This window comes from Paracoccus luteus, from assembly GCF_004522155.1.
GTDB classification, from domain to species: Bacteria; Pseudomonadota; Alphaproteobacteria; order Rhodobacterales; family Rhodobacteraceae; genus Paracoccus; species Paracoccus luteus.
The window spans coordinates 206,032-231,346 of sequence record NZ_SDEA01000002.1 but is presented as its reverse complement, the minus strand read 5'-3'; the positions used below and the strand labels follow the sequence as shown (position 1 = coordinate 231,346).

Here is a 25,315-nt window from a genome sequence, read left to right as displayed (position 1 = left end):
CGACATGGCCGGTTACCTGACGACCCATGTTCTGGACACCGCCGGCGGACGCCCCGCCAGCGGGATGCGGATCGAACTGTTCCGGCTGGACCCCGGCACGCCGGGCGGGCGCGAGCGGCTGGCCGAGATGCTGACCAACCGCGACGGGCGCACCGACGCCCCGATCCTGCCGGCCGAGAGCTTTGCCACGGGCCGGTACGAGCTGGTGTTCCACGTCGGCGCGTGGCTGGACGCCGAGGGCGTGGACGCCGCCGGGCCGCGGTTCCTGGACGAGGTGCCGATCCGCTTTGGCCTGGCCGAGGAGGATCATTATCACGTCCCGCTGCTGATCGCGCCGCACGGCTATTCGACGTATCGGGGCAGCTGATGGACCCGATCCTGTGGGAATGGCTGTCGGCGGGCGTCCGCTGGCTGCATGTGGTGACGGCGATCGCGTGGATCGGGTCGTCGTTCTATTTCATCGCGCTTGACCTCAGCCTGCAAAAGGCGCCCGACCTGCCCCCCGGCGCGCACGGCGAGGAATGGCAGGTCCACGGCGGCGGGTTCTATCACATCCGCAAGTATCTGGTGGCCCCGGCCGCCATGCCCGAGCATCTGACCTGGTTCAAATGGGAGAGCTACTCCACCTGGCTGTCGGGCGCGGCGCTGCTGGCCGTCACCTATTGGGCGGGGGCCGAGCTGTTCCTGATCGACCCGGCCAAGGTCGAGCTGAGCAAATGGGCGGCGATCCTGATTTCCGCCGCGTCGCTGACGGTGGGCTGGCTGGTCTATGACCGGCTGTGCAAGTCGGGGCTGTCGGCGCGGCCCACGCTGCTGATGCTGATCCTGTTCGCGGTGCTGCTGACGATGGGCTGGGCCTATGACCAGGTGTTCACGGGGCGCGCCACGATGCTGCATCTGGGGGCGTTCACGGCGACGATCATGACCGCCAACGTGTTCCTGATCATCATGCCGAACCAGCGGATCGTGGTCGCCGACCTGAAAGCCGGGCGCGCGCCCGATCCGAAATACGGCAAGATCGCCAAGCTGCGGTCCACCCACAACAACTATCTGACCCTGCCGGTCGTGTTCCTGATGCTATCGAACCACTATCCGCTGGTGTTCGCGACGCGCTGGAACTGGGTGATCGCGGGGCTGGTGTTCCTGATGGGGGTGACGATCCGGCATTTCTTCAACACCAAGCACGCCCGCAAGGGCTGGCCGTGGTGGACCTGGGGGGTGACGGCGGCGCTGTTTGCGGCCTGCGTGTGGCTGTCGGCGGCGGGAACCCAGGGCGCGCCCGAGGACGAGACCGCCGCCCTGCCGGCGCAGGCGCAGCGATTTGCCGACGCGGCCGGGTTCGACGAGGTGGCGGGCATCGTCATGGGGCGCTGTTCGATGTGCCACGCGGCGGAGCCGGGGTGGGATGGCATCGGGACCGCGCCCAAGGGGCTGCACCTGGAAACGCCGGACGAGATCGCGCGCGCCGCGCACGAGATATTCGTCCAGGCGGGGCTGACCGACGCCATGCCGCCTGCCAACGTCAGTTTCATCGAACCTGCCGAGCGGCAGGCGATCCGCGACTGGTATCGCGCCGGCGCGGGCGCGCGGCTGGCCGCGAACTGACGCCAGCGCGGGCAAGCGCCGTCGCGGCCCAGCGGATTGGAAACAGGCCGGAAGGCGGTCGAGGCGGCGCGACGGGGCCGGATCAACCGGCGATGACGACCCTGCCGTCGATCACTGCCACGGGCACGGGGTCCAGCGCGCAGCCGACGCCTTCGCCCGCCACGCCGCAGCCGGTCGCGGCATCGAACTGCGCGCCGTGGGCGCTGCACATCAGCCGCGCGCCGTCCGCCGACAGGATCGACGCGCTGCGGTAATCAAGCGGCAGATACTGGTGCGGGCAGGCGTTGACCCACGCCCGCACCCCGTCGGCCACGCCCACCACGATCATCGGGAATACCCCTTGCGCGCCGGACAGCCGGACGCAGGCGACCGCCCCCGCACCGGGCACGGCGCAGACCGGCGTGCCCGGCGCGGGCGCGCTGCGATAGTCGCGCCACGCCACCGTCATTCGGCCGCGGGCAGCACGCCGCGGCGGACCTGATCCTCTTCGATGGATTCGAAGAGCGCGCGGAAGTTGCCCTCGCCAAAGCCGTCGTCGCCCTTGCGCTGGATGAACTCGAAAAAGATCGGGCCGATCACGGTCTTGGAAAACACCTGCAGCAGGATGCGCGTCTCGCCGCCGCCGACGACGCCCTCGCCGTCGATCAGGATGCCGTTGCGCATCATCCGGTCCATCGGCTCGTCGTGGCCGGGCACGCGCTTGTGCGACATCTCGTAATAGGTGTCGGGCGGCGCGGGCATGAACTCGACCCCCAGCGCGGCGATGGCGTCGGTCGCGGCATAGATGTCGTTTGTCGCAACCGCGATGTGCTGGATGCCCTCGCCCTTGTATTCGCGCAGGTATTCCTCGATCTGGCTGTGCTCGTCGGTGGATTCGTTGATCGGGATGCGGATCTTGCCGTCGGGACTGGTCAGCGCCCGGCTGGTCAGCCCGGTCTGCTTGCCCTTGATGTCGAAATACCTGATCTCGCGGAAATTGAAGGTGTCGTGATAGAACCGATACCACGTGTCCATGTTGCCGCGGATCACGTTGTGGGTCAGGTGGTCGATGTAGTAGAAGCCGACGCCCTGGGGGCGCGGATCGCGTTCGCCCAGCCAGTCGAAATCGACCTCATAGGCGCTGCCCTTGCTGCCGTAGGTGTCCACGAAATACAGCAGCGAGCCGCCGATGCCGATGACCGCCGGCACGTCGATGGACTTGGCGCCGCGGTATTCGGTCGCGCCCAGTTCGACCGCCCGGCGCAGGGCGTGCTGCGCGTCCACCACGCGCCACGCCATTGCGGGGGCGCACGGCCCGTGTTCGGCGACAAAGCCCGCCGCGTGGCTGCCCGGTTCGGCGTTCAGCAGATAGTTGATGTCGCCCTGCCGATACAGGGTGACGGCCTTGGTCTTGTGGCGGGCGACGGGGGCAAAGCCCATCTGCCGGAACAAACGGTCCAGCACCGACGGGTCGGGGTGGGCGAACTCGACGAACTCGAACCCGTCGGTGCCGGCCGGATTGGCGGCGTCGATCTGTGCCGGTGCGGCGTCGTGCGGAAACGGTCCCATGCGAAAGCTCCTGTCAATGTCTGCGACAGTGTGTCGCATCCGGCCTGCGCGAGGTGTGCGAGTTGACGCGGCTGCGGGTTGCCAGATGCGCGATTTTCGCGTCGAGTGGGGCATGGTGACGAATGTGACGCTGGACCGCTTTGATCGTGCGATTCTTGCCGCGTTGCAGCGCGACGGGGCGATGACTGCCGCCGCCCTGTCCGAGGTGGTTCACCTGTCGCCCAGCCAGTGCGCCCGCCGCCGCGCCGCGCTTGAGGCGGCGGGCATCATCAGCGGCTATGCGGCGCGGCTGGACGCGCAGGCGCTGGGGTTCGGCATCCGCGCCATCGTCCGGGTCAACCTGCGCAGCCACGGCCAAGACCGCGAGGGCGCGTTTGCCCGGTTCCTGGACAGCGCGCCGCAGGTGCAGTCGGCGTTCTCGGTGTCGGGGGATGCCGATTACGTGCTGGACCTGCGCTGCCGCGACCTGGCCGATTTCGCGGGATTCATCCACGAACGGCTGCTGCCGCATCCGCAGGTGGCGCAGGTGCGGTCAGAGATCGTGCTGCGCACGCTGAAGGACGGGGCGGCGCTGGATCTGTCGTGACCGCCTAGCCCCAGCCCGCCAGCCGCAGCGCCAGCCCTGTCAGGGCACAGCATCCCATTACCGGCACGACACCCCAGCGCAGGCCGAACACCAGTGCCAGCGCCAGCGCCGACAGCGCCGCGGCCCACGCGTCGAGGACGCCGCCGGGGACGACGAAGTGCCAGCCGAACCAGACCGCAAGGTTCAGGATCACGCCCACCACCGCGGCCGTCACCGCCGACAGCGCCGCGGCCAGCGCCCGGTTGCGGCGCAGCCGTTCGATGAAGGGCGCGCCGAGAAAGATCCACGCAAAGCACGGCGCAAAGGTGACCCATGTGGTCAGCGCCGCGCCCGCGATGCCCGCGCCGATGCCGCCGGCCTCGCGGAACGCGGCCAGAAAGCCCACGAACTGCACCACCATGATCAGCGGCCCCGGCGTCGTCTCGGCCAGGCCCAGCCCGTCCAGCATCTCGCCGGGGGCAAGCCAGCCGAACCGCGTCACCGCCTCTTGCGCGACATAGGCCAGCACCGCATAGGCGCCGCCGAAGGTCACCACGGCCAGCTGGGAAAAGAACAGCGCGATGTGACTGAAGACGCTGTCCGGCATCGCCAGCCACAGCGCCGCCACCGGCGCCAGCCACAGCGCCAGCGCGACGCCGCCGGCGCGCAATGCGCCCGCCGTCGCCGGCGGCGGGGCGGTGCCCAGCACGGTGCCCGCGTCGGGAACATGGCTGCCCGCGGGACCATGCCCGCCATCGGTGCCGGTCAGCCCCGGAACGCGGGCACGCTGGCCCAGCCACCCCACCAGCGCGGCCGCCGCCACGATCACTGGAAACGGCACCCCAAGGGCCGCGATGGCCAGAAAGCTGGCCGCGGCGATGGCGCGCAGCGCCGGCGTCTTCAGCGCCCGGCGGCCGATGCGCACCACCGCCTGAACCACGATCGCCAGCACCGCCGCCTTGAGCCCGAAGAACAGGCCCGCGACGATGCCGACGCCGCCCCACAGCGCATAGACGATCGACAGCGCCAGGATCGACAGTGCGCCGGGCAGGACGAACAACCCGCCCGCGACCAGCGCGCCCCGCACCCCGTGCATCAGCCAGCCGACATAGGTGGCCAGCTGCATCGCCTCGGGGCCGGGCAGCAGCATGCAGAAATTCAGGGCATGCAGGAAACGGTCGTCGCCCAGCCAGCGGCGCTCCTCGACCAGGATGCGGTGCATGACGGCGATCTGGCCCGCCGGCCCGCCAAAGGACAGCGCCGCGATGCGGCCCCAGACCGGCACCGCCTGGCGCAGCGTGGGATGGGCGGGACGGCCCGCTGGAGTGTCGCCGGCCACCGCGGGTCAGCCTGCGCAGAGCGCCTGTTTCGCGTCGCCGTATTCGCGGGTCAGCCGATCCACCAGCGCGCCCGCGGGGACGATGTCCTTGACCGCGCCGATGCCCTGGCCCGATCCCCAGATCTGGCTCCATGCCTTGGCCTTGCCGGGGGCCTTGCCGAAATCCATCGTGCTGGCGTCGGCGTGGTCCAGCGCGTCCGGGTCCATGCCCGCCGCCCGGATCGAGGGTTTCAGATAATTGCCGTGGATGCCGGTGAACAGCGACGAGTTCACGATGTCCTCGGCCCCGCTGTCCACGATCATCTGCTTGTAGCCAGGGGGCGCGTTCGCCTCGGCCGTGGCGATGAAGGGGCTGCCGACATAGGCGAGATCCGCCCCCATCGCCTGCGCGGCCAGCACCGCGCGGCCGGTGGCGATGGCGCCCGACAGCAGCAGCGGGCCGTCGAAGAACTCGCGGATTTCCTGGATCAGGGCAAAGGGGCTTTGGCTGCCCGCGTGGCCGCCCGCGCCCGCGGCGACCGCGATCAGCCCGTCGGCGCCCTTGTCCAGCGCCTTGCGGGCGAATGTCGCGTTGATGATGTCGTGCAGCGCGATGCCGCCGCAGTCATGGGCGGCGGCGTTCACCTCGGGGCGGGCGCCAAGCGAGGTGATCCAGATCGGGACGCGGTGGCGGTGGCAGATCTCGATGTCGCGGTCCAGCCGGGCGTTCGAGCGGTGGACGATCTGGTTCACCGCGAAGGGCGCGGCGGGCCGGTCGGGGTTGGCCTGGTTGTGGCGGTCCAGTTCCTCGGCGATGCGGGTCAGCCAGACGTCCAGCAGCGGTGCCTCGCCGTCCTTTTCGCGGGCGTTCAGCGCCGGAAAGCTGCCGACGATGCCGGCCTTGCACTGGGCGATGACCAGTTCGGGGCCGGACACGATGAACATGGGCGAGGCGACGACGGGGATGCGCAGGTTCTGCAGGATGGGCGGCAGCATGGGGTTTCCTTCGTGATCGCCGCGATGATGGCAGGCGGGCCGCCGCCCGTCACCCGCGCCGCTGCGTCAGTAGGGCAGCGGGTGGTCGCGGTGAAAGCGGTCGATCGCCGCCAGCGCGCCGCGGTCAAGCCGCAGCGTCAGCCCGGCGATCAGGTGATCCAGCTGCGCCGGGGTCGTGGCGCCGATGATCGGGATCGCCGGGAACGGGCGCTGGCGGACAAAGGCGATGGCCATCTGCACCGGATCGTGGCCCAGCTCGCCCGCCAGCCGCAGCCACGCATCGACCGCCGCCGCGGCATTCGCGGTGCGCCGCCCGCCCAGGTCGCCCGGCCCGCCATGCGTCACGTCGCCCGCCGCGCGGCTGGACGCGGGCGTCGCGCCGCCGGCGTATTTCCCGCTGAGCAGCCCCGCCGCCAGCGGCGAATAGGCCAGAAGGGTGATCCCCTCTTTCTCGCCCAGTTCGGCCAGGTCGGTGTCGTATAGCCGGCACAGCGCGGAGTATTCGTTCTGAATCGACACCGGGGCGGGGCCGCCGGTGCGTTCGGCCGCGGCCATCCACTGCATCATGCCCCAGGCGGTCTCGTTCGACAGGCCGAACCGGCCGACCTTGCCCGCCGCGACCAGATCGCGCAGCGACGTCAGCACGCCGTCCATGTGGTCGCGCACCCTGGCGGCCGGGGTGCCGCGCGGGTCAAAGCGCCAGTTCTGTCGAAAGGCATACGACCCGCGCTCGGGCCAGTGCAGCTGGTAAAGGTCGATCCGGTCGGTGCCCAGCCGCCGCAGCGAGCCATCGACGGCCTGGGCGACGGCATCCGCACCGAACCCGGCATTGCCGCGGCTGAAGCGGCCGCCACCGCCCTTGCCGCTGGCCTTGGTCGCAATCTGCACGCGGCCGCGCGCGCCGCGGCTGGCGAGGTATTCGCCGATGATCGTTTCCGTCAGGCCGTAAGCCTCGGCGGTGGCGGGGTTCACGGGATACATCTCGGCCGTGTCCCAGAAGGTGATGCCCGCATCCAGCGCCCGGTCCATCTGGGCGAATGCGGCGGCCCGGTCTGTGTCGTGGCCGAAGGTCATCGTGCCGAGGCAGATCTCGGTGACGGTCAGCCCGCCCAAATCGCGCGTGTCCATGATGTCTTTCCTGCGCCGGTTCAGCCGCTTGCGGCGGACCCTGCCAGCGGGGACCGGCATGTGCAAGACAACGCAAGGGGCCGGTCAGTCGGCGGCGCCCTGCGTGGCGGCGGCGGCCTTGTCGGCCGCCATCTGCCGGGCCAGGTCGCGGGCCTTGCGGGCCTGCGCGATGCGGCGCCTTCGGCTCAGCTCGACGTTCATCAGCGCGCCCAGCATGACCGAGAACCCGGCCAGATAGAACCACATCAGCAGCGCGACGACCGCCCCGATGGACCCGTAGATCCGGTTATAGCTGTTGAAGCTGGTCAGATAGGCCGAAAACGCCAGCGACGCGAGGCCCCAGGCGACGGCGGCGAACAGCGCCCCCCAGGTAAAGATGGGCGTCGGCGGGGTTTTGACGTTCGGGCCATAGCGGTAAAGGATGCCGATGGCGATGATGACGATCAGGAACATCGCCCCCCACGGGACCGAGCTGACCAGCCACGCCCGCAGCGGCCCCGCCTGCATGAAGTTGAAGGCCAGCGGCACGATGACGATGGTCGTCAGCCCCATCAGCACCACGCCGACGATGGCCAGCGTCAGGCCATAGGCCAGGATAAAGCCCGCCAGCGTCGAATGGGACCGCACCCCATAAGCCGCGTTCAGGCCCCGCACCAGCGCATCGACGCCCGCGCGCGCGGCCACCGTGGCGATCAGGAACGAGATGGCCGAGGTCCAGCCCAGCTGCGTCCGCCCGCCCGAGGTCAGCGCGTCGATCTGCGCGTGCAGGATCTCGGCCGCCTGGCGTGGGATGAACTCATCCACATACCGGTCATAGTCCTGGATGATCGCCGGGTCGAACCACAGGCCCCACAACGCGATGATCGCGGCAAGGCCGGGAAACACCGCGAACATCGCATAGAACGCGACGCCGGCGGCGATCAGGCCCATGTGGATCTTGTCCATCCGTTCCATCACGGACAGGATGAACTGCCAGATATCGCTGAACACGCCGGTCATGGCGCGACCATGCCTTGCGGCGCGGCGGCAGGCAACCGCGCCGGTTCAGCCCCCCGCGGCCGCATAGCGCAGCCAGACCGCGTTCGCCCCCAGCCGGGCGACAAGAGCCGCGTGGGCCTGCGCCTCGGCCGCGGTCAGGCGCGGGGGCAGCGGCACGGGCCGGGGCGCGCGGGGGCGCAGGTCGGTCGCGGCGCCGCCCACCGGTCCGCGCGTGGGCGCGACCAGCACCAGATCCGGCTGGCGGCCGCCGATCAGTTCCAGATAGACCTCGGCCAGCAGCTCGCTGTCCAAAAGCGCGCCGTGCAGCGTCCGCCCCGAGTTGTCGACGCCGAACCGCCGGCACAAGGCGTCCAGCGTGACCGGCGCGCCGGGGAACTTTTCCCGCGCCATCGCCAGCGTGTCCAACGCGCGGGGCTGCGGCAGAAGGGGCTGGCCGCAGCGGCGCAGTTCGGCGTTCAGAAAGCGCATGTCGAAGGACGCGTTGTGGATGATGATCCGCGCGTCGGTTCCGATGAACGCATTGAAGTCGCTGCAGATTTCGTGAAACCTGGGCTTGTCGCGCAGGAACTCGGACGTCAGGCCGTGGACCGCCAGCGCCTCGGCCGGCATGTCGCGGTCGGGGTTGATATAGACGTGGAAATGCCGGCCGGTGGGCAGGTGGTTCAACAGCTCGACCGCGCCGATTTCGACGATGCGGTCGCCGCGGTCGGGGTCGAGGCCGGTGGTTTCGGTGTCCAGAACGATTTCACGCATCGGCTTGTCCCAGGATTTCGGCGCGGATCGCATCCACCGCCGCGCCGGCGCGGGCCGGGGTGTCGGTCGGGATGACCCAGGTGGCGCGGGCGCGCTTGGCGGCGTCGGGCATCTGGCGCGACAGGATGAGGTCCAGCATGTCGGCCGTCATGCCGGGGCGGGCCAGCACGCGGGCGCGCTGGATATCGGGCGGGGCCGACACGACGGCGGTGCCGTCCATGAGGGCGTCCGCGCCCGTTTCGAACAGCAGGGGGATGTCCAGCACGACCAGCGCCGCATCGGCATGACGGGCCACAAAGGCCGCGCGGTCGGCGGCGACCAGCGGGTGGACGATGGATTCCAGCCGCGCCAGCGCCTGCGGGTCCACGGCCAGCGCCGCTTTCAACGCGGCGCGGTCGATGGCGCCATCCGCCAGCGCCGCGGGAAAGGCAGCGTGAACCGGGCCGACCGCCGCGCCGCCCGGCGCGTAAAGCCGATGCACGGCCGCGTCGGCATCCCATACCGGGTGGCCGCGGTCCGCGAACAGCCGTGCGGTCGTGGTCTTGCCCATGCCGATGCCGCCGGTCAGTCCCAGCCGAAAGCTCATGCGAGGACGACCCGGCGCAATTCGTCGTCCACCTGCGGGCGCACGCCGAACCAGCGTTCGAACCCCGGTGCGGCCTGGTGCAGCAGCATGCCGAGGCCGTCCACCGTCTCGCATCCCCGCGCGCGGGCCTCGCGCAGGAAGGGCGTGTCGAGCGGGGTATAGACGAGGTCGGTGGCCAGCGCGCCGGGGGCCAGGGCCTCGAACGGGATGCGCAGCGGCTGCTTGCCGTCCATCCCCAGCGAGGTGGCGTTGACGACGGTGGTCGCACCTTCCAGCATGTTGCCGACCTGCGCCCAGTCATAGACGACGACCCGCGCGCCGAATTCGGCCCTGATCTGGTCGGCCCGGATGCGGGTCCGGTTGGCGATGCGCAGTTCCGGCACGCCGCATTCCAAAAGCGAGGCGACGACCGCCCGCGCGGCGCCCCCCGCGCCGATCACGGCGGCCGCACCCGCCTCGGGCGCCCAGCCGGGGGCCATCTGCCGCAGATTGGCGACAAAGCCGTAACCGTCCGTGTTGTCGGCGTGAATCTTGCCGTCTGGCCGAAAGACCAGCGTGTTGGCCGCCCCGATCAGCGCAGCGCGGTCGGTTACGCTGTCGGCCAGCGCCAGCGCCGCCTGTTTGTGCGGGATCGTGACGTTCAGCCCGACGAACCCCGCGCGCGGCAGCGTATGCAGCACCTGGGCCAGATCCTCGGGCGCGACCGGCAGCGGGACATAGTGCCCCGCCAGGCCATGCCGCGCCAGCCAATGGCCGTGCAGCCGCGGCGAGCGGGAATGCGCGACCGGCCAGCCGATGACGCCCGCAAGGGGGATCTGCGCCGGTGGCGGTGCGGGATCGGCTGGCTGTTGCAGGTCTGTCATGGCGGGGTCCGGGGTGATCGGCGCAAGGTTAGCCCGCGCCGCTCGCAGGGGAAAGTGGCCTGGGTGGGGACAGGGCTGTGGACAGATCGCCGGGGCGGCAGGGGATCGTCGGGGGGAAGAACGGGCGCTGGCCGGGCAGGATCGCGGTGATGGGGAAAACCCGTGAGATCAAATCAGGAACGCCCGGATTCCTTCCACAACAGGACAAGCAGGTCGGAAACTATCCACCGGCCGGGGAACATGCCGGTTATCCACATTGGTTAATGAACGGTTAATTCTTTTCCGTTCAACATCTTCACGGATTGCCTTCTCAAAATTTCCCGGATTTGTCCACAGGCCGGATCGTTGTGGACAAGCGTGCGACGGGTCGCGGGATTCACGCATCAACAGGGCCAACATCATCATCTTCCCTTTCTTTACCTTATCTAAGAAAGAGAAGCAGGAGGTGGCGCGATGACTGATCTGCTGGCGGCATGGTATCCCTGGACCAAGGCGTTCCACGTCATGGCCGTGATCTCGTGGATGGCGGGGCTGTTCTATCTGCCCCGGCTGTTCGTCTATCACGCCGAACGCGGCGGAACCGGGGCGGAACCGGTCGAGAGCTTTCGGATCATGGAGTTGAAGCTGCTGCGCGTCATCATGGGTCCGGCGTCGATCGCCACATGGATCGCAGGACTGGCGCTGGTGTTCACGCCCGGGATCGTCGACTGGTCGATGATCTGGCCCTGGACCAAGGCCGCGGCCGTGATCGGGATGACGCTGTTTCACCACTGGCTGATGATCGAGCGCAAGCGCCTGGCGCGGGGCGAGGGGGGCACGGGACGCAGCTATCGGCTGATGAACGAGGTGCCGACGCTGCTGATGGTCGTCATCGTCGCGTCGGTGATCGTCAAGTTCTGAGGCAGCGCCATCATTGACCGGCAGCGTCAAGGTCGCTATTGGGTCTGTCGCGTGCCGTCCGGCGCGATTCCTTCCGACCCCTGATTCCGCCACGGCGCCGTTCCGGCGCGGATAAGGCGCATGGTGACCCGATGAGCGACGAACGCCTCAACCTGGCCGATCTGAAAGCCAAGAGCCCCGCGGACCTGCTGGCGATGGCCGAAGAGTGGGAGGTCGAGAACGCCTCGACGATGCGCAAGGGCGAGATGATGTTCTCGCTGCTGAAGGAACATGCCGAAGACGGGTTCGACATCGGCGGCGACGGCGTGCTGGAGGTCGTGCAGGACGGCTTTGGCTTTCTGCGGTCGCCCGAGGCGAACTATCTGCCCGGCCCCGACGACATCTATGTCAGCCCCGACATGATCCGCCAGCATTCGCTGCGCACCGGGGACACGGTCGAGGGCGTGATCCGCGCGCCGGGCGAGACCGAGCGCTATTTCGCCTTGACCAAGGTCGAGAAGATCAACTTTGAATCGCCCGAAAAGGCGCGGCACAAGGTCGCCTTTGACAATTTGACGCCGCTGTATCCCGACGAGCGGTTCAGGATGGAAATCGACGATCCGACGGTCAAGGACCGCTCGGCCCGGATCATCGACCTGGTGGCGCCGATCGGCAAGGGACAGCGGTCGCTGATCGTGGCCCCGCCGCGCACCGGCAAGACGGTGCTGTTGCAGAACATCGCCCATTCGATCGAGAAGAACCACCCGGAGTGCTATCTGATCGTGCTGCTGATCGACGAGCGGCCGGAAGAAGTCACCGACATGCAGCGGTCGGTCAAGGGCGAGGTCATCAGCTCGACCTTTGACGAGCCCGCGACGCGGCACGTGGCCGTCAGCGAGATGGTGATCGAAAAGGCCAAGCGCCTGGTCGAGCACAAGCGCGACGTGGTCATCCTGCTGGATTCGATCACCCGTCTGGGGCGGGCGTTCAACACGGTGGTGCCGTCGTCGGGCAAGGTTCTGACCGGCGGTGTCGATGCCAATGCGCTGCAGCGGCCCAAGCGGTTCTTTGGCGCGGCCCGCAACATCGAGGAGGGCGGGTCGCTGACGATCATCGCCACGGCGCTGATCGACACCGGGTCGCGGATGGACGAGGTGATCTTCGAGGAGTTCAAGGGCACCGGCAACAGCGAGATCGTGCTGGACCGCAAGGTCGCCGACAAGCGCGTCTTCCCGGCGATGGACATCCTGAAGTCCGGAACGCGGAAAGAGGAACTGCTGGTGGATCAGAAGGATCTGCAGAAGACCTATCTGCTGCGGCGCATCCTGAACCCGATGGGCACGACGGACGCGGTCGAGTTCCTGATTTCCAAGCTGAAACAGACCAAGACGAACGCCGATTTCTTCGAGTCGATGAACGCCTGAGGGTGGCATGGACACCATCTTTGCCGAGGCGACGCCGCCCGGGCGCGGCGGGGTATCCGTCGTCCGCCTGAGCGGACCGGACGCCCGCGCCATTGGCGAGGCGGTGGCCGGTGCCTTGCCGGTGGCGCGGCGCGCCGAGTTGCGCAGCCTGCGCGATGGAGAGGTGATCGACCAGGCGCTGGTGATCCGGTTCGACGCCGGCGCAAGTTTCACCGGCGAGGACGTGGTCGAGTTCCAGTTGCACGGTGCGCCGGTGGTTGTGCGCAGGCTGCAGTCCGCCCTGCGCACGCGGGGCGCCCGGCTGGCCGAGGCGGGCGAGTTCACGCGGCGCGGATTTCTGAACGGGTGCATCACGCTGAGCGCGGCCGAGGCGCTGGCGGATCTGCTGGCGGCCGAAACCGAGAGCCAGCGGCGTCAGGCGATGCAGGTCGCAGGCGGGGCGTTGGACCGGTGGGCCGGGACCGTCAGGGCGCGTCTTGTGCGCGCGGGTGCGCTGGTCGAGGTGACGCTGGACTTTGCCGACGAGGAGGTTCCCGAGGAGGTCCCCGGCGAGGCGTTCGACCTGCTGGCGTCCGTGCGCGACGACATCGGGGCGATGCTGCGCGGCTATCCGGCGGCCGAGCGGCTGAGGGAAGGTTTCGAGGTTGCGATCATCGGCCCACCGAACGCGGGCAAATCGTCGCTGCTGAACCGTATCGCCGGGCGCGAGATGGCCTTGGTCAGCGACACGGCAGGCACCACCCGGGATGTGCTGGAGTGGCATGGCGATCTAGCCGGGCTGGCGGTGACGTTCCTTGATACGGCCGGGCTGCGCGAGACGGGCGATCAGGTCGAGCGGATGGGCGTGGCGCGCGCCCGTGGTCGTGCGCAGGCGGCTGATCTGCGGATTCACCTGTCGCGCGATGGTGGCCGTGACGCTACCTTGTGGCAGGACGGCGATATGGTGGTGCGGTCGCACAGCGACCTGGGCGGCGGCGACGTGTCGGCGTGGACTGGTGAGGGGGTCGTGGAGTTGTTGGACAAGGTGCGCGGCATCTTGGCGACGCATGTTGCGGGTGCCGGGCTTGTGGCCCGGCGCCGCCAGGCGGAGGCGTTGGGCGCAGCTGCTGCGGCGCTGGATGTGCCCCGGTCCGCCCCGCCAGAGATACTGGCCGAGGCGATCCGTGCCGCCGCGCAAAGATTGGAGGAGCTGGTTGGACGAGTCGCGCCAGATGATTATCTGGACGATGTGTTCGCAAGCTTCTGCATCGGGAAATAGGTGCTTCACGTGAAACAGTTCGACGTCATCGTTATCGGTGCGGGTCACGCGGGCCTGGAGGCAGCGTCGGCCGCCGCCCGGATGGGCGCGGCGGTCGCGCTGGTCACGCTGAGGGCAGATGACGCAGGCACCATGTCCTGCAACCCCGCCATCGGCGGTTTGGGCAAGGGCCATCTTGTGCGCGAAATCGACGCGCTGGACGGGGTCATGGGGCGGCTGGGCGATGCCGCCGGCATACAGTTCCGCCTGCTGAACCGCCGAAAGGGACCGGCTGTGCAGGGGCCGCGCGCACAGGCAGATCGTGCTTTGTACCGTGCGGCAGCGGCGCGGGAACTGTCGCTTGCAACCGGCATCACCTTGGTGCTTGGCGAGGCTTCCGAGCTGGTGATAGAAGGCGGCAGCGTGCGCGGCGTGACGCTGGGCCAAGGACCGGAACTTTGCGCGCCGGTGGTCATCATCACCGCCGGCACGTTCCTTAACGGACAGATTCATATTGGCGAGAATGCGCGGCCCGCGGGTCGCTGGGGTGCGGACCGATCCGGCGGACTGGCTGCGGCGCTGCTGGGACTTGGCTTGCCTATGGGCCGTCTCAAGACAGGCACTCCGCCGCGGCTGATTCGCAGCACCATCGACTGGGACGCGTTGGCGCAGCAGCCGGGTGACGACGACCCCGTGATGTTGTCGGTGATGTCGGATGGGCCCGCGGTGCCGCAGGTCAGCTGCGCGATCACCCACACCAACGCCGACACCCACGACATCATCCGCCGCAACCTGTCACGGTCCGCCATGTATGGTGGGCACATCGCCGGCGCCGGACCCCGCTATTGCCCGTCGATCGAGGACAAGATCGTCCGGTTTACCGACAAGACGTCCCACCAGATCTTCCTCGAACCCGAGGGTCTGGACAGCGACCTGGTCTATCCGAACGGGATCTCGACCTCATTGCCGGAAGACGTGCAGCTGGCCTATGTCCGCAGCATCCGCGGACTGGAAGACGCGCGGATCGCGCAGCCGGGCTATGCGGTGGAATACGACTATATCGATCCGCGCGCGCTGCATCCCACGCTGGAAACCCGCGAGGTTCGGGGCCTCTATCTAGCCGGTCAGGTTAACGGGACGACCGGATACGAGGAGGCGGCGGCGCAGGGTCTTGTCGCCGGCATCAACGCGGCGCGGCAGGTGTCAGGCGCGCCGCCCGCGATCTTCAGTCGTACGGAAAGCTATATCGGCGTGATGATCGATGACCTGGTGACCCGCGGCGTGACCGAGCCGTATCGGATGTTCACCTCGCGCGCCGAATTCCGCCTGTCGCTGCGCATCGACAACGCCGACCGGCGCATGACGCCGGCGGGTATGCAACTCGGCTGCGTGGGTCCAGGCCGCGCGGCGCATTTTACCGAACGACAGCGCCGGTTCACCACGGCTCGCGCCAGGGCCGAGGCAGTGGCGTTCACTCCGGCCGAGCTGGCCGCCAAGGGTATTCTTGTCCGACAGGATGGTCAGCGCCGAAGCGTATTTGCTTTGCTGGGCCAGGCCGACCTGGATCTTTCGCCGCTTGCCGATGAACTCACGGGCATCGACGACCAGACACTCGACGGGCTGCGGGCCGAGGCGATGTACGGGCAGTTCACCGAGCGGCAGAGCCAGGACGCTGCCGAGCTCAGGCGCCACGAGGCGATGACCATTCCCCATGATCTGCCCTTTGCGGCGATTGCCGGGTTGTCCAAGGAGCTCGCCGGAAAGCTGGAACAGACCCGCCCCGCGAGCTTGGCGGCGGCCGCGCGGATCGAGGGCATGACCCCGGCCGCCTTGACGTTGCTGATCGCAACGATCCGGGCAGGGCGCAGGGCGGCGGCATGAATGCTTCACGTGAAGCGGAGCGGCTTTCGTCCTACGCCGCCTTGCTGCGGAAGTGGAATCCCGCCATCAATCTTGTCTCGCCGTCCACCCTTGCCGATCTTGAGGCGCGCCACATCGCCGACAGCCGGCAACTTGCGGGCATGGTTCAGAACACTCCAGACACCTGGCTTGACCTCGGCAGCGGCGGCGGCCTTCCCGGCATGGTTCTCGCAATCTGCCACCCCGCGCTGACGGTCACCCTTCTCGACGCCGACAGCCGCAAGGTTGCGTTTCTTCGGACGGTCATCCGTCAGCTGCAACTCGAGAACTGCAGGGCTGTCGCTGCCCGCATCGAACAGCATGCGCCCGCCCACGCCGCCAACGTCAGCGCGCGCGCGCTTGCCCCTTTGGACCGCCTCATGCCATATCTGGTTCGGCATCTGGCGGAAGACGGGACGGCTTGGCTGATGAAGGGGCGCAACTGGCAGCAGGAAACCGACGTCGCCCGGCGTCATTGGCGTTTCGACGTGATTGCGCATCCCAGCACGACCGATCCTGGCGCGGCCATCCTGCAGATATCCCGGATCGCGCGTCATGGGTGACGCCATCATCGTCGCCGTGGCGAACCAGAAAGGCGGGGTGGGAAAAACCACCACCGCCATCAACCTGGGCGCTGCCTTGGCCGAACGCGGGCAGGCGGTCACCGTCATCGACCTCGACCCTCAAGGCAACGCCTCGACCGGGCTGGGCATCGGCGGTGGTGACCGAAGCCCCAGCAGCTATGATCTGCTTGCCGGCGACACCACGATCGCGGCGGCGACACGGCCGACTGCGCTCGCCAATCTGTCGATCGTGCCCGCGACCGCCGATCTCTCCTCGGCCGAACTCGACATTGCGGGGCGCGCGCGGCGGACTCACCTGCTCGCCGACAGCCTCAAGGATGCCAGCGGGATCGTTCTGATCGACTGTCCCCCGGCACTGGGTCTGCTGACGATCAATGCGATGGTGGCTGCCGAGGCCGTGATCGTCCCTCTGCAGGCCGAATTCTATGCACTGGAAGGGCTGTCCCAGCTGATGCTGACCATCCGCCAGGTCCGTCAATCCGCCAATCCGGCGCTGCGGATCGAGGGCGTGCTCCTCACCATGTCCGACAGCCGCAACAACCTGTCGCAACAGGTCGAGGCGGACGCCCGCAACACCCTTGGCGCCGTCGTGTTCGATACGGTCATCCCCCGCAACGTCCGCGTGTCGGAATCGCCTTCGCACGCGATGCCCGTCATCCACTACGATCCGGCATCCAAGGGCAGCGCCGCCTATCGCGCGCTGGCGGTCGAGTTGCTGGCCCGCCGAAAAAAGGAAAACGCCCGTGGCTGATCACAGGTTGCGCAAGGGTGGGCTGGGGCGCGGTCTGTCCGCCCTGATGGCCGAGGTCGATCTGACCGGCCCGCCGTCCGAGACGACGACCACCGTCCCGGTGGAACAGCTGACGCCGAACCCCGACCAGCCACGGCGCAGCTTCGATCCGCAGCTGCTCGACGAACTCGCCTCATCGCTCAGGTCGCGCGGCGTCCTGCAGCCGCTGATCGTGCGACCGCATCCTGCCGAAGGCGGCCTTTACCAGATCGTCGCAGGCGAACGGCGCTGGCGCGCGGCCCAGATCGCGCAACTGCACGAGGTGCCGGTCCTCATCCGCGACCTCGACGATACCGAGGTGCTGGAAGTCGCCCTGATCGAGAACATCCAGCGCGCCAACCTGAACCCGATCGAAGAGGCCGCGTCCTTTCGCCAGCTGATGGACCGTTTCGGCCACACGCAGGAAAAGCTGGCCGAGGCGATGGACAAAAGCCGCAGCCATATCTCGAACCTCCTGCGCCTGCTGAACCTGCCCGATCAGGTTCAGTCCTGGGTGCGGGAAGGCAAACTGACCGCGGGCCATGCGCGCGCCCTCATCACCACCCCGGACCCGGTCGCGCTGGCGCGCCGCGTCATCGACCGCAGCCTGTCCGTCCGGGACGCCGAGGAACTGGCCCGCCGCGCGACCGAAGGGCCTGCAGCCGAGGCCAAGCGGCGGGTGCGCTCGGAAAAGGACGCGGACACGCGGGCGCTGGAAACCGACCTGTCAGCGCATCTCAGGATGCGGGTGCAGATCGACCACGTCGGACACGACGGCGGGCGGCTGACCATCACCTATCGCGATCTCGACCAGCTGGACCGGCTGTGCCAGATGCTCGGCGGCTCGGCGTAACCGTCAACAAAGGTCGCTGATCAAGCCAGTTCGCGCAGGATGGCGTTCAGGATCGGACGGCCCTGCGCCGTCGCCCGCAGCCGGCCGTCGCTGACCTCGACCATCCCCATGTCGGCCATGCGCGCCACGGCCTCGGCCGACAGGGGCCGCCCCGCCAGCCGCTGAAACCGCGCCATGTCCGCGCCTTCGGCCAGCCGCATGGCCATCAGCAGATATTCCGTCGCCTGCTCGTCCGCCGGCAGCAGCACGCGGGGCATCTCGCCCGAACCCGCAGTCTCGACCGCCGAAAGCCATGCACCGGGCGGACGGGGCGCCTCGGTCGCCCATCTTTGCCCCTGCAGTGTCAGACGCCCGTGTGCCCCGGGCCCGACCGCCGCCCAGTCGCCCTGCCGCCAATAGACCAGGTTGTGCCGGCTTTCCGCACCGGCGGCGGCATGGTTCGACACCTCATAGGCCGGCATCCCCGCCGCCGCGCATATATCCTGCGTTTCCAGATACATGTCGGCCGCCACCTCGTCATCGGGCAACCCCCGCAAGCCCCCGGCAGCGGCGCGCGCGCCAAAGGCCGTGCCCGGCTCGACCGTCAGCTGATACAGGGACAGATGATCCACCGCCATCGCCAGCGCCTCGCGCAATTCGGCTGCCCACGCGTCGCGCGATTGATCCTGCCGCGCATAGATCAGGTCAAAGCTGACCCGCCTGAACACGCCCCGCGCAACGTCGAAGGCCGCCCGCGCCTCGGCCACCGAATGCAGCCGTCCCAGCCGGCGCAAATCCGCGTCGTTCAGCGCCTGCACCCCCATCGACAGCCGGTTTACCCCGGCGTCGGAATAACCGGCAAAGCGGCCCCGCTCGACGCTGCCGGGATTTGCCTCCAGGGTGATCTCGATGTCGTTGGCAAACCCCCAGGCGGCTCGCGCGGCATCGATGATGCCCGCGACGACAGCCGGGTCCATCAGCGACGGGGTGCCGCCGCCGAAAAAGATCGACCCCAACACCCGCCCCGGCGTCTGCTCGCCCAAGCGGCGGATCTCGGTGCGATAGGCGTTCAGCCATCGCGACTGATCGACCGTTGCCGACACATGGCTGTTGAAATCGCAATAGGGGCACTTGGACGCGCAGAACGGCCAGTGGACGTAAAGGCCGAACCCGCCCGCCCGCCAATCGGCGGCAAGATCGTCGGCATTGTCATGGGATAAGGGCTGCATCCCGGCGTCTTAACGGCGGCGTCCGGAAAAACCCATCACTCTTTCATCGCGGTCACTTCGACCTCGATCAACATCTCGTCGCGGATCAGCCTGGCGATGACCATTGTGGCTGCAGGCCGAACCTCGGCCAGAACATCGGCCAGCACCGGCGCAACCTCATCGATCCAGGCGCGGTCGCTCAGCGTATACTGCACCCGCACGATGTCGCCCATCGCAAAGCCCGCCTCTTCCAGAACCCCGGCGATGGTGGCGAAACAGTTGCGCGCCTGCGCCGCGGCGTCGGGCGGCATCGACATCGTGGCATAATCATATCCGGTCGTCCCGGACACAAAGCACCAGTTCCCCTTGACGATCGCGCGGCTGTAACCGAACGCGGCCTCGAAAGGTGACCCGGTCGCGATCCTACGCAAGCACCTGCTCCAGCAGGGCGAAGGCGCGGGCGCGGTGGCTGATGCGGTTCTTCTCGGCGGCGCTCATCTCGGCATAGGTCCGCGTGTCGCCGTCGGGCACAAACATCGGATCATAGCCGTGCCCCAGTGCGCCCCGCGGCGGCCAGACCAGCCGTCCGGGGGCAACGCCCTCGAACACCGCCTCCTCGCCATCCGGCCACATCAGCAGCAGCGTGGCGCGGAACTGGGCGGTCCGCGGCTCGGGCACGCCGCGCGCGTCCAGCTCGGCCCAGGTCCGGGTCATCGCCTGCATGAAATCGCGGCCGCTGGGCGTGTCCGCCCAATCCGCCGTGCGAACCCCCGGCGCGCCGTCCAGCCCGTCGACGGCGATCCCGCTGTCATCGGCCAGAACCGGCAGGCCGGTGGCCTGCATCGCCGCGCGGGCCTTCAGCCGCGCGTTGCCGACAAAGCTGTCTTCCGTCTCGGCCGGCTCGCCCAGCCCCATCTCGGCGGCGCCCACGACCTCGATCCCGTGCGGCGCGAACATGGCGCGCATCTCGTCCAGCTTGCCGGCGTTGTGGGTGGCGACCAGCAGCTTGCGCTCGCGCAGCGTTCTCATGCGATCGCGGCCTTCTGCGCGGCCACCAGCCCCTGCATCCCGGCCTCGGCCAGATCCAGCAGCCGCCCCATCTCGTCGCGCGAAAACGCAGCGCCTTCGGCCGACATCTGCACCTCGACCAGCTTGCCCCCGCCGGTCAGGACGAAATTGCCGTCCGTGCCTGCGGCGCTGTCCTCGGCATAGTCCAGGTCCAGCACCGGCTGCCCGGCATAAAGCCCGCAGCTGACTGCGGCGACGTGCTCCATGATCGGATCGCTGGTCACCAGACGCGCCGTGATCAGCTTGTTGACCGCCAGCCGCAGCGCGACCCAGCCGCCGGTGATTGCCGCGCAGCGGGTGCCGCCGTCGGCCTGCATCACGTCGCAATCGACGACGATCTGGCGTTCCCCCAGCGCCAGCCGGTCCACGCCAGCGCGCAGGCTGCGCCCGATAAGTCGCTGTATTTCCTGCGTTCTTCCCGACTGCTTGCCGGCCGCGGCCTCGCGCCGGTTGCGCGTGTGGGTGGCCCGCGGCAGCATCCCGTATTCGGCCGTCACCCAGCCCTGCCCGGTGCCCTTCAGGAAGGACGGCGGCTTTTCCTCGATCGAGGCGGTGCACAGCACATGCGTGTGCCCCATGCGGATCAGGCACGACCCCTCGGCGTGGCTCATCACACCGGTTTCGATTGAAATCGTCCGCAGTTCGCCTAAATCTCGGCCAGAGGGTCGCATCCGTCGTCCTTTCCCTTGCCCGTCGCCGGGCCGGTGCCATTGTGGTGCCAGTTACAGGCCCACTGCCCCGAACCGCAACCCAGCCATGCCCGCGCCCAGCCTGCTTTCCGACCTGAACGACCGCTCGCGCGAGGTGTTCCGCCGCGTGGTCGAATCCTATCTTGACACGGGCGAACCGGTCGGCTCGCGCACGCTGACCCGCGGCATGGCGGTGTCGGCGGCGACGATCCGCAACGTCATGCAGGATCTTGAATATCTCGGCCTCTTGGAAAGCCCGCATGTCTCCGCCGGGCGCTTTCCCACCCAGCTTGGCCTGCGCCTGTTCGTCGACGGGCTGATGGAGGTCGATCCCGTCGGCCCCGAGGACCGCGCCCGCATCGCCGAGATCATCGGCCCCGACGACCGCGACACCGGCGCCCTGCTGGACCGGGTCAGCATGGCGCTGTCGTCGCTGACCCGCGGCGCGTCGGTGGTGCTGATGCCCAAGCAAGAGGCGCCGCTGCGCCATATCGAGTTCGTCAGCCTTGCCCCCGACCGCGCGCTGGTCATCCTGGTCTTTGCCGACGGCCGGGTGGAAAACCGCATCTTCACCCCGCCGCCCGGCCAGACGCCCAGCTCGCTGCGCGAGGCGGGCAACTTCCTGTCCGCCCAGGCCGAGGGGCGCACCCTGTCCGACCTGCGCGGCGCCGTCGCCGCGCATATCAGCGAGGGGCGGCGCGAACTGGACAGCCTGGCCGCCGATCTGGTCGCCGCGGGGCTGGCGGCGTGGGATCCGCAGGCCGCCGACCCGCGGCTGATCGTGCGCGGCCGCGCCAACCTGCTGGCCCATCAGGCGGCCGACCTGGACCGCATCCGATCCCTGTTCGACGACCTGGAACGCAAGCGCGACATCGCCCGTTTCCTTGAACTGGCCGAGCATGGCGACGGCGTGCGGATCTTCATCGGATCGGAAAACGAGTTGTTCTCACTTTCGGGTTCCTCTCTTGTGGTTTCGCCCTATATGAACGCTGACCGCAAGATCGTGGGCGCGGTCGGCGTGATCGGCCCGACCCGGCTGAACTATGGCCGCATCGTCCCGATCGTGGATTATACCGCGCAGCTTGTCGGGCGGGTTCTGTCCGACAGGAAAGGATGACCAGATGAACGACACCCCGACCCCGCCCACCGACCTGCCCATCGACGGCGACCCGCTGGCGGATGCGCTGGCCTATCCCTCGGCCGACGCCGAGGCGCTGGCCGCGGCGACAGCCGAGCGCGACGAATACCGCGATCGCTTCATGCGCGCGCTGGCGGATGCGGAAAACGCCCGCAAGCGCGCCGACAAGGACCGGCGCGAGGCCGAGAACTATGGCGGCTCCAGGCTCGCGCGCGACCTGCTGCCGGTGCATGACGCGCTGACGCGCGCGCTGGATGCCGCGGGCGACGACCAGCCCGCCGCCGCCGCCGCCCTGATCGAGGGGGTGGAACTGACCCTGCGCGAGCTGGAGAACGTGTTTTCCCGCCACGGCATCCGCGTGATCGCCCCCGCCATCGGCGAGCGTTTCGACCCGCAGCTGCACGAGGCCATGTTCGAGGCGCCCGTCCCCGGAACCAGCGCCGGCGACATCATCCAGGTGATGGCCAGCGGCTTCATGCTGCACGACCGGCTGCTGCGCGCGGCGCAGGTGGGCGTCTCGTCCAACACCGCCGACTGACATCAGGCAATGCCGGACAGCGCCGCAGGCCTTGCCGGCGGCGCCGTCCATCGCCGGACCGGCCATGCCCGCGCCCCCCCGCAATACAACCTTGATCGCACTTGATTTGCGGACCCGCTTGGCGCGAACCTCTCGCCATTGGGTCTATCGGAGGAAGGATCATGGCTGACACTGCTGGGGTAAGGATTCATCCCGCCGTCGATCACGGAATCAAGCCTGCCACCCCCGGCTTTGCGGGGGGCGAGCTGCATTGCAAATGCGCCACCAACCCGGTCCGGGTCCGTGTGAACGCCCAGACGGCGCATAACCACGTCTGCGGCTGCACCAAATGCTGGAAGCCCGAGGGCGCCGACTTCAGCCAGGTGGCGGTGGTCTCGCGCGACGCCGTCGAGGTGGTCGCGAACGGCGACAAGCTGGAAATCGTGAACAAGGACGCCCCGATCCAGCGCTATGCCTGCAAGGGGTGCGGCGCGCATATGTATGGCCGGATCGAGAACAAGGAACATCCGTTCTACGGGCTCGACTTCGTTCACACCGAACTGTCCGACCAGCCCGGCTGGGCCGCGCCCGAGTTTGCGGCCTTCGTGTCCTCGGTGATCGAATCCGGCGTGTCGCCCGACCGGATGCCGGCGATCCGCGCCCGGCTCAGGGAACTGGGACTGGAGCCCTATGACGCGCTGTCGCCGCCCCTGATGGATGCGATCGCCACCCATGTCGCGAAAAAATCCGGCAAGCTCGCCGCCTGACGCGACGAAAAGATGCTGTCGCAGGGGCCGCGTCGCACCGGCCCCTGCCGCCATGACTGACCGGCCCTCGGCCGCCGCAACAGGAGCAGAAGAATGAGAACCCGTGCCGCCGTCGCGCTGGAAGCCGGCAAACCGCTGGAAATCATGGAGGTCAACCTGGAAGGCCCCAAGGCCGGCGAGGTGATGATCGAGATCAAGGCCACCGGCATCTGCCACACCGACGAATTCACCCGTTCGGGCGACGACCCCGAAGGCATCTTCCCCGCCATCCTGGGCCACGAGGGCGCGGGCGTCGTGGTCGAGGTCGGGCCGGGCGTCACCAGCGTCAAGCCGGGCGACCACGTCATCCCGCTCTACACCCCCGAATGCCGCCAGTGCGCGGCCTGCCTGTCGGGCAAGACGAACCTCTGCACCGCGATCCGCGCGACGCAAGGCCAGGGCCTGATGCCCGACGGCACCAGCCGGTTCTCGATGCTGGATGGCACGCCGATCCACCACTACATGGGCTGCTCGACCTTTTCGAACTATACCGTGCTGCCGGAAATCGCCGTGGCCAAGGTGCGCGAGGACGCGCCCTTCGACAAGATCTGCTATATCGGCTGCGGCGTGACGACCGGGATCGGGGCGGTCATCAACACCGCCAAGGTCGAAATCGGCGCCAAGGCCGTGGTGTTCGGGCTGGGCGGCATCGGGCTGAACGTCATTCAGGGGCTGCGGCTGGCAGGCGCCGACATGATCATCGGCGTCGACCTGAACAACGACAAGAAGGACATGGCCGAACGCTTCGGCATGACCCATTTCATCAACCCCAGGGAAATCGACGGCTCCGTCGTCCAGGAGATCGTCAACCTGACCAAGACGCCCTTCGACCAGATCGGGGGCGCGGACTACAGCTTTGACGCGACCGGCAACACCAAGGTGATGCGCGACGCGCTGGAATGCACGCATCGCGGCTGGGGCCAGTCGATCATCATCGGTGTGGCCGCCGCCGGCGCGGAAATCAGCACCCGGCCGTTCCAGCTGGTCACCGGCCGGGTCTGGAAAGGCACGGCCTTCGGCGGCGCGCGCGGCCGCACGGACGTGCCCCGGATCGTGGACTGGTACATGGACGGCAAGATCGAGATCGACCCGATGATCACCCACACCATGCCGCTCGACGACATCAACAAGGGCTTTGACCTGATGCACGCCGGGGAATCCATCCGCTCGGTCGTCATTTACTGATCCTTGAGGGATGCTTAGGTAAGGATGCGGCGGGGCTGGTCCCCGCCGTGCCATTGAAAGGATGCCCCGATGCTGCGCGCTTTTCCGCCCCACCGACTTGATGACGACGACCCCGACGAAGAGGACGAGCCGCGCAAGGACGACCAGAAGGGTGAGGATCTGGGCCTTCCGCAGTCCCCGGCGATCGACAAGCTGTATTTCCGCTCGCGCACGGTGATCGTGGCCGGCACGATCAACGACAAGCTGGCGCAGCGCACCGTCTCGCATCTGCTGGCGCTGGCCGAGGATGGCGACAAGCCGATCAACATGCTGATCTCGTCCCCCGGCGGCCACGTCGAATCGGGCGACATGATCCATGACGTGATCAAGTTCATCCGCCCGACCGTGCGGACCATCGGCTCGGGCTGGGTCGCCAGCGCCGGGGCGCTGATCTTTGTCGCGGCGAAAAAGGAAAACCGCTACTGCCTGCCCAACACGCGGTTCCTGATCCACCAGCCGTCGGGCGGCATCGGCGGCACGTCGTCGGACATGATGATCCAGGCCGAGCAGGTGCGCCTGATGCGCGAGCGGCTGAACCAGATCTTTGCCGACGCCACCGGCCAGACGGTCGAGCGGATCGAGCAGGACACCCAGCGCGATTTCTGGCTGAACACGCAGGAGGCGCTGGATTACGGCCTGCTGGGCCGCGTGATCCGCAGCGTTGACGAACTGAAGTGACT

29 protein-coding genes are annotated in these 25,315 nt (G+C 68.3%); 15 read left to right on the top strand and 14 right to left on the bottom strand.

The features are described 5' to 3' along the window. The first annotated feature begins 4 nt into the window (after positions 1-4). Both uraH and EPA64_RS03990 read left to right on the top strand, forming a co-directional pair. Positions 5-367 carry a hydroxyisourate hydrolase gene (uraH, locus tag EPA64_RS03995; RefSeq protein ID WP_134724959.1) on the top strand — a complete coding sequence of 121 codons (363 nt, stop codon included), beginning with the start codon at positions 5-7 and terminating at the stop codon, positions 365-367. Continuing rightward, the gene (locus EPA64_RS03990) at positions 367-1,605 is read left to right on the top strand and encodes a urate hydroxylase PuuD (protein ID WP_134724958.1); all 1,239 of its coding nucleotides are present in this window, start codon (positions 367-369) and stop codon (positions 1,603-1,605) included. Before uraH ends, EPA64_RS03990 begins: the two co-directional genes overlap by 1 nt. An 82-nt stretch (positions 1,606-1,687) precedes the next feature. On the opposite strand, the gene EPA64_RS03985 is transcribed toward EPA64_RS03990, so the two are convergent. Continuing rightward, a complete protein-coding gene (locus tag EPA64_RS03985) occupies positions 1,688-2,053 on the bottom strand; it encodes a Rieske (2Fe-2S) protein (protein ID WP_246026594.1) in 366 nt (121 codons plus the stop codon). Beyond that, positions 2,050-3,153 carry a 4-hydroxyphenylpyruvate dioxygenase gene (gene hppD / locus EPA64_RS03980; RefSeq protein ID WP_134724957.1) on the bottom strand — a complete coding sequence of 368 codons (1,104 nt, stop codon included), beginning with the start codon at positions 3,151-3,153 and terminating at the stop codon, positions 2,050-2,052. The genes EPA64_RS03985 and hppD overlap by 4 nt, the downstream gene beginning before the upstream one ends. An 85-nt stretch (positions 3,154-3,238) precedes the next feature. Here hppD and EPA64_RS03975 point away from each other — a divergent pair, with 85 nt between their 5' ends. After that, positions 3,239-3,739: an Lrp/AsnC family transcriptional regulator gene (locus EPA64_RS03975; RefSeq protein WP_246026593.1), complete on the top strand. Its 501-nt coding sequence runs from the start codon at positions 3,239-3,241 to the stop codon at positions 3,737-3,739. Between the two features lie 4 nt (positions 3,740-3,743). Here the strand turns inward: EPA64_RS03975 and chrA are convergent, their stop codons facing one another. The 8 genes from chrA to EPA64_RS03935 form a co-directional block, all read right to left on the bottom strand. Then, positions 3,744-5,057, bottom strand: a complete 1,314-nt coding sequence (gene chrA, locus EPA64_RS03970; protein WP_134724956.1) for a chromate efflux transporter — start codon at positions 5,055-5,057, stop codon at positions 3,744-3,746. Between the two features lie 6 nt (positions 5,058-5,063). Then, entirely contained in the window at positions 5,064-6,032 is a 969-nt protein-coding gene (locus EPA64_RS03965; protein ID WP_134724955.1) for an NAD(P)H-dependent flavin oxidoreductase, read from the bottom strand. Between the two features lie 66 nt (positions 6,033-6,098). After that, positions 6,099-7,160: an aldo/keto reductase gene (locus EPA64_RS03960; protein ID WP_134724954.1), complete on the bottom strand. Its 1,062-nt coding sequence runs from the start codon at positions 7,158-7,160 to the stop codon at positions 6,099-6,101. An 84-nt stretch (positions 7,161-7,244) separates the two neighbouring features. Then, positions 7,245-8,159, bottom strand: coding sequence for a YihY/virulence factor BrkB family protein (locus tag EPA64_RS03955; RefSeq protein ID WP_134724953.1), 915 nt, complete (start codon positions 8,157-8,159; stop codon positions 7,245-7,247). A gap of 45 nt (positions 8,160-8,204) precedes the next feature. Next, the gene (dnaQ, locus tag EPA64_RS03950; protein WP_134724952.1) at positions 8,205-8,912 is read right to left on the bottom strand and encodes a DNA polymerase III subunit epsilon; all 708 of its coding nucleotides are present in this window, start codon (positions 8,910-8,912) and stop codon (positions 8,205-8,207) included. Then, positions 8,905-9,498: a dephospho-CoA kinase gene (gene coaE / locus EPA64_RS03945; RefSeq protein WP_134724951.1), complete on the bottom strand. Its 594-nt coding sequence runs from the start codon at positions 9,496-9,498 to the stop codon at positions 8,905-8,907. Before coaE ends, dnaQ begins: the two co-directional genes overlap by 8 nt. Continuing rightward, positions 9,495-10,361, bottom strand: coding sequence for a shikimate dehydrogenase (locus EPA64_RS03940; RefSeq protein WP_134724950.1), 867 nt, complete (start codon positions 10,359-10,361; stop codon positions 9,495-9,497). The genes coaE and EPA64_RS03940 overlap by 4 nt, the downstream gene beginning before the upstream one ends. A 168-nt stretch (positions 10,362-10,529) precedes the next feature. Next, on the bottom strand, positions 10,530-10,766 hold the full coding sequence (locus EPA64_RS03935) for a hypothetical protein (protein WP_134724949.1): 237 nt from the start codon (positions 10,764-10,766) through the stop codon (positions 10,530-10,532). 48 nt (positions 10,767-10,814) lie between these two features. On the opposite strand from EPA64_RS03935, the gene EPA64_RS03930 reads away from it, so the two are divergent. From EPA64_RS03930 to EPA64_RS03900, 7 genes are all read left to right on the top strand, one after another. Beyond that, positions 10,815-11,261, top strand: coding sequence for a CopD family protein (locus EPA64_RS03930; RefSeq protein WP_134724948.1), 447 nt, complete (start codon positions 10,815-10,817; stop codon positions 11,259-11,261). A 131-nt stretch (positions 11,262-11,392) separates the two neighbouring features. Beyond that, on the top strand, positions 11,393-12,664 hold the full coding sequence (gene rho, locus EPA64_RS03925; protein WP_134724947.1) for a transcription termination factor Rho: 1,272 nt from the start codon (positions 11,393-11,395) through the stop codon (positions 12,662-12,664). Between the two features lie 7 nt (positions 12,665-12,671). Further along, on the top strand, positions 12,672-13,922 hold the full coding sequence (gene mnmE / locus EPA64_RS03920; RefSeq protein ID WP_134724946.1) for a tRNA uridine-5-carboxymethylaminomethyl(34) synthesis GTPase MnmE: 1,251 nt from the start codon (positions 12,672-12,674) through the stop codon (positions 13,920-13,922). A gap of 9 nt (positions 13,923-13,931) precedes the next feature. Next, on the top strand, positions 13,932-15,782 hold the full coding sequence (mnmG, locus tag EPA64_RS03915; protein WP_134724945.1) for a tRNA uridine-5-carboxymethylaminomethyl(34) synthesis enzyme MnmG: 1,851 nt from the start codon (positions 13,932-13,934) through the stop codon (positions 15,780-15,782). Then, entirely contained in the window at positions 15,779-16,363 is a 585-nt protein-coding gene (rsmG, locus tag EPA64_RS03910) for a 16S rRNA (guanine(527)-N(7))-methyltransferase RsmG (RefSeq protein ID WP_134724944.1), read from the top strand. The genes mnmG and rsmG overlap by 4 nt, the downstream gene beginning before the upstream one ends. Then, positions 16,356-17,135, top strand: a complete 780-nt coding sequence (locus EPA64_RS03905; RefSeq protein ID WP_134724943.1) for a ParA family protein — start codon at positions 16,356-16,358, stop codon at positions 17,133-17,135. Before rsmG ends, EPA64_RS03905 begins: the two co-directional genes overlap by 8 nt. Further along, on the top strand, positions 17,128-18,006 hold the full coding sequence (locus tag EPA64_RS03900; protein WP_134724942.1) for a ParB/RepB/Spo0J family partition protein: 879 nt from the start codon (positions 17,128-17,130) through the stop codon (positions 18,004-18,006). Before EPA64_RS03905 ends, EPA64_RS03900 begins: the two co-directional genes overlap by 8 nt. Positions 18,007-18,026: 20 nt before the next feature. Here the strand turns inward: EPA64_RS03900 and hemW are convergent, their stop codons facing one another. Genes hemW through rph form a run of 4 tightly spaced genes read right to left on the bottom strand, consistent with a single transcriptional unit; the run spans position 18,027 to position 20,932 of the window. Further along, on the bottom strand, positions 18,027-19,214 hold the full coding sequence (gene hemW / locus EPA64_RS03895) for a radical SAM family heme chaperone HemW (RefSeq protein ID WP_134724941.1): 1,188 nt from the start codon (positions 19,212-19,214) through the stop codon (positions 18,027-18,029). A gap of 35 nt (positions 19,215-19,249) precedes the next feature. Beyond that, positions 19,250-19,624 (bottom strand): RidA family protein, encoded by a 375-nt coding sequence (locus EPA64_RS03890; RefSeq protein ID WP_134724940.1) that lies wholly within the window; start codon positions 19,622-19,624, stop codon positions 19,250-19,252. Continuing rightward, positions 19,617-20,222 carry an RdgB/HAM1 family non-canonical purine NTP pyrophosphatase gene (rdgB, locus tag EPA64_RS03885; protein ID WP_134724939.1) on the bottom strand — a complete coding sequence of 202 codons (606 nt, stop codon included), beginning with the start codon at positions 20,220-20,222 and terminating at the stop codon, positions 19,617-19,619. Before rdgB ends, EPA64_RS03890 begins: the two co-directional genes overlap by 8 nt. Further along, positions 20,219-20,932: a ribonuclease PH gene (gene rph / locus EPA64_RS03880; protein WP_134724938.1), complete on the bottom strand. Its 714-nt coding sequence runs from the start codon at positions 20,930-20,932 to the stop codon at positions 20,219-20,221. The genes rdgB and rph overlap by 4 nt, the downstream gene beginning before the upstream one ends. An 85-nt stretch (positions 20,933-21,017) precedes the next feature. Between rph and hrcA the strand changes: the two genes are divergently transcribed. From hrcA to EPA64_RS03855, 5 genes are all read left to right on the top strand, one after another. Then, positions 21,018-22,067, top strand: a complete 1,050-nt coding sequence (hrcA, locus tag EPA64_RS03875; RefSeq protein WP_134724937.1) for a heat-inducible transcriptional repressor HrcA — start codon at positions 21,018-21,020, stop codon at positions 22,065-22,067. A 4-nt stretch (positions 22,068-22,071) separates the two neighbouring features. After that, on the top strand, positions 22,072-22,626 hold the full coding sequence (locus EPA64_RS03870) for a nucleotide exchange factor GrpE (RefSeq protein ID WP_134724936.1): 555 nt from the start codon (positions 22,072-22,074) through the stop codon (positions 22,624-22,626). A 161-nt stretch (positions 22,627-22,787) separates the two neighbouring features. Further along, positions 22,788-23,372 carry an S-(hydroxymethyl)glutathione synthase gene (gene gfa, locus EPA64_RS03865; protein WP_134724935.1) on the top strand — a complete coding sequence of 195 codons (585 nt, stop codon included), beginning with the start codon at positions 22,788-22,790 and terminating at the stop codon, positions 23,370-23,372. Between the two features lie 93 nt (positions 23,373-23,465). Continuing rightward, positions 23,466-24,596, top strand: a complete 1,131-nt coding sequence (locus EPA64_RS03860; RefSeq protein ID WP_134724934.1) for an S-(hydroxymethyl)glutathione dehydrogenase/class III alcohol dehydrogenase — start codon at positions 23,466-23,468, stop codon at positions 24,594-24,596. Between the two features lie 69 nt (positions 24,597-24,665). Then, positions 24,666-25,313, top strand: coding sequence for an ATP-dependent Clp protease proteolytic subunit (locus tag EPA64_RS03855; protein ID WP_134724933.1), 648 nt, complete (start codon positions 24,666-24,668; stop codon positions 25,311-25,313). The last annotated feature ends 2 nt before the right edge of the window (positions 25,314-25,315 follow it).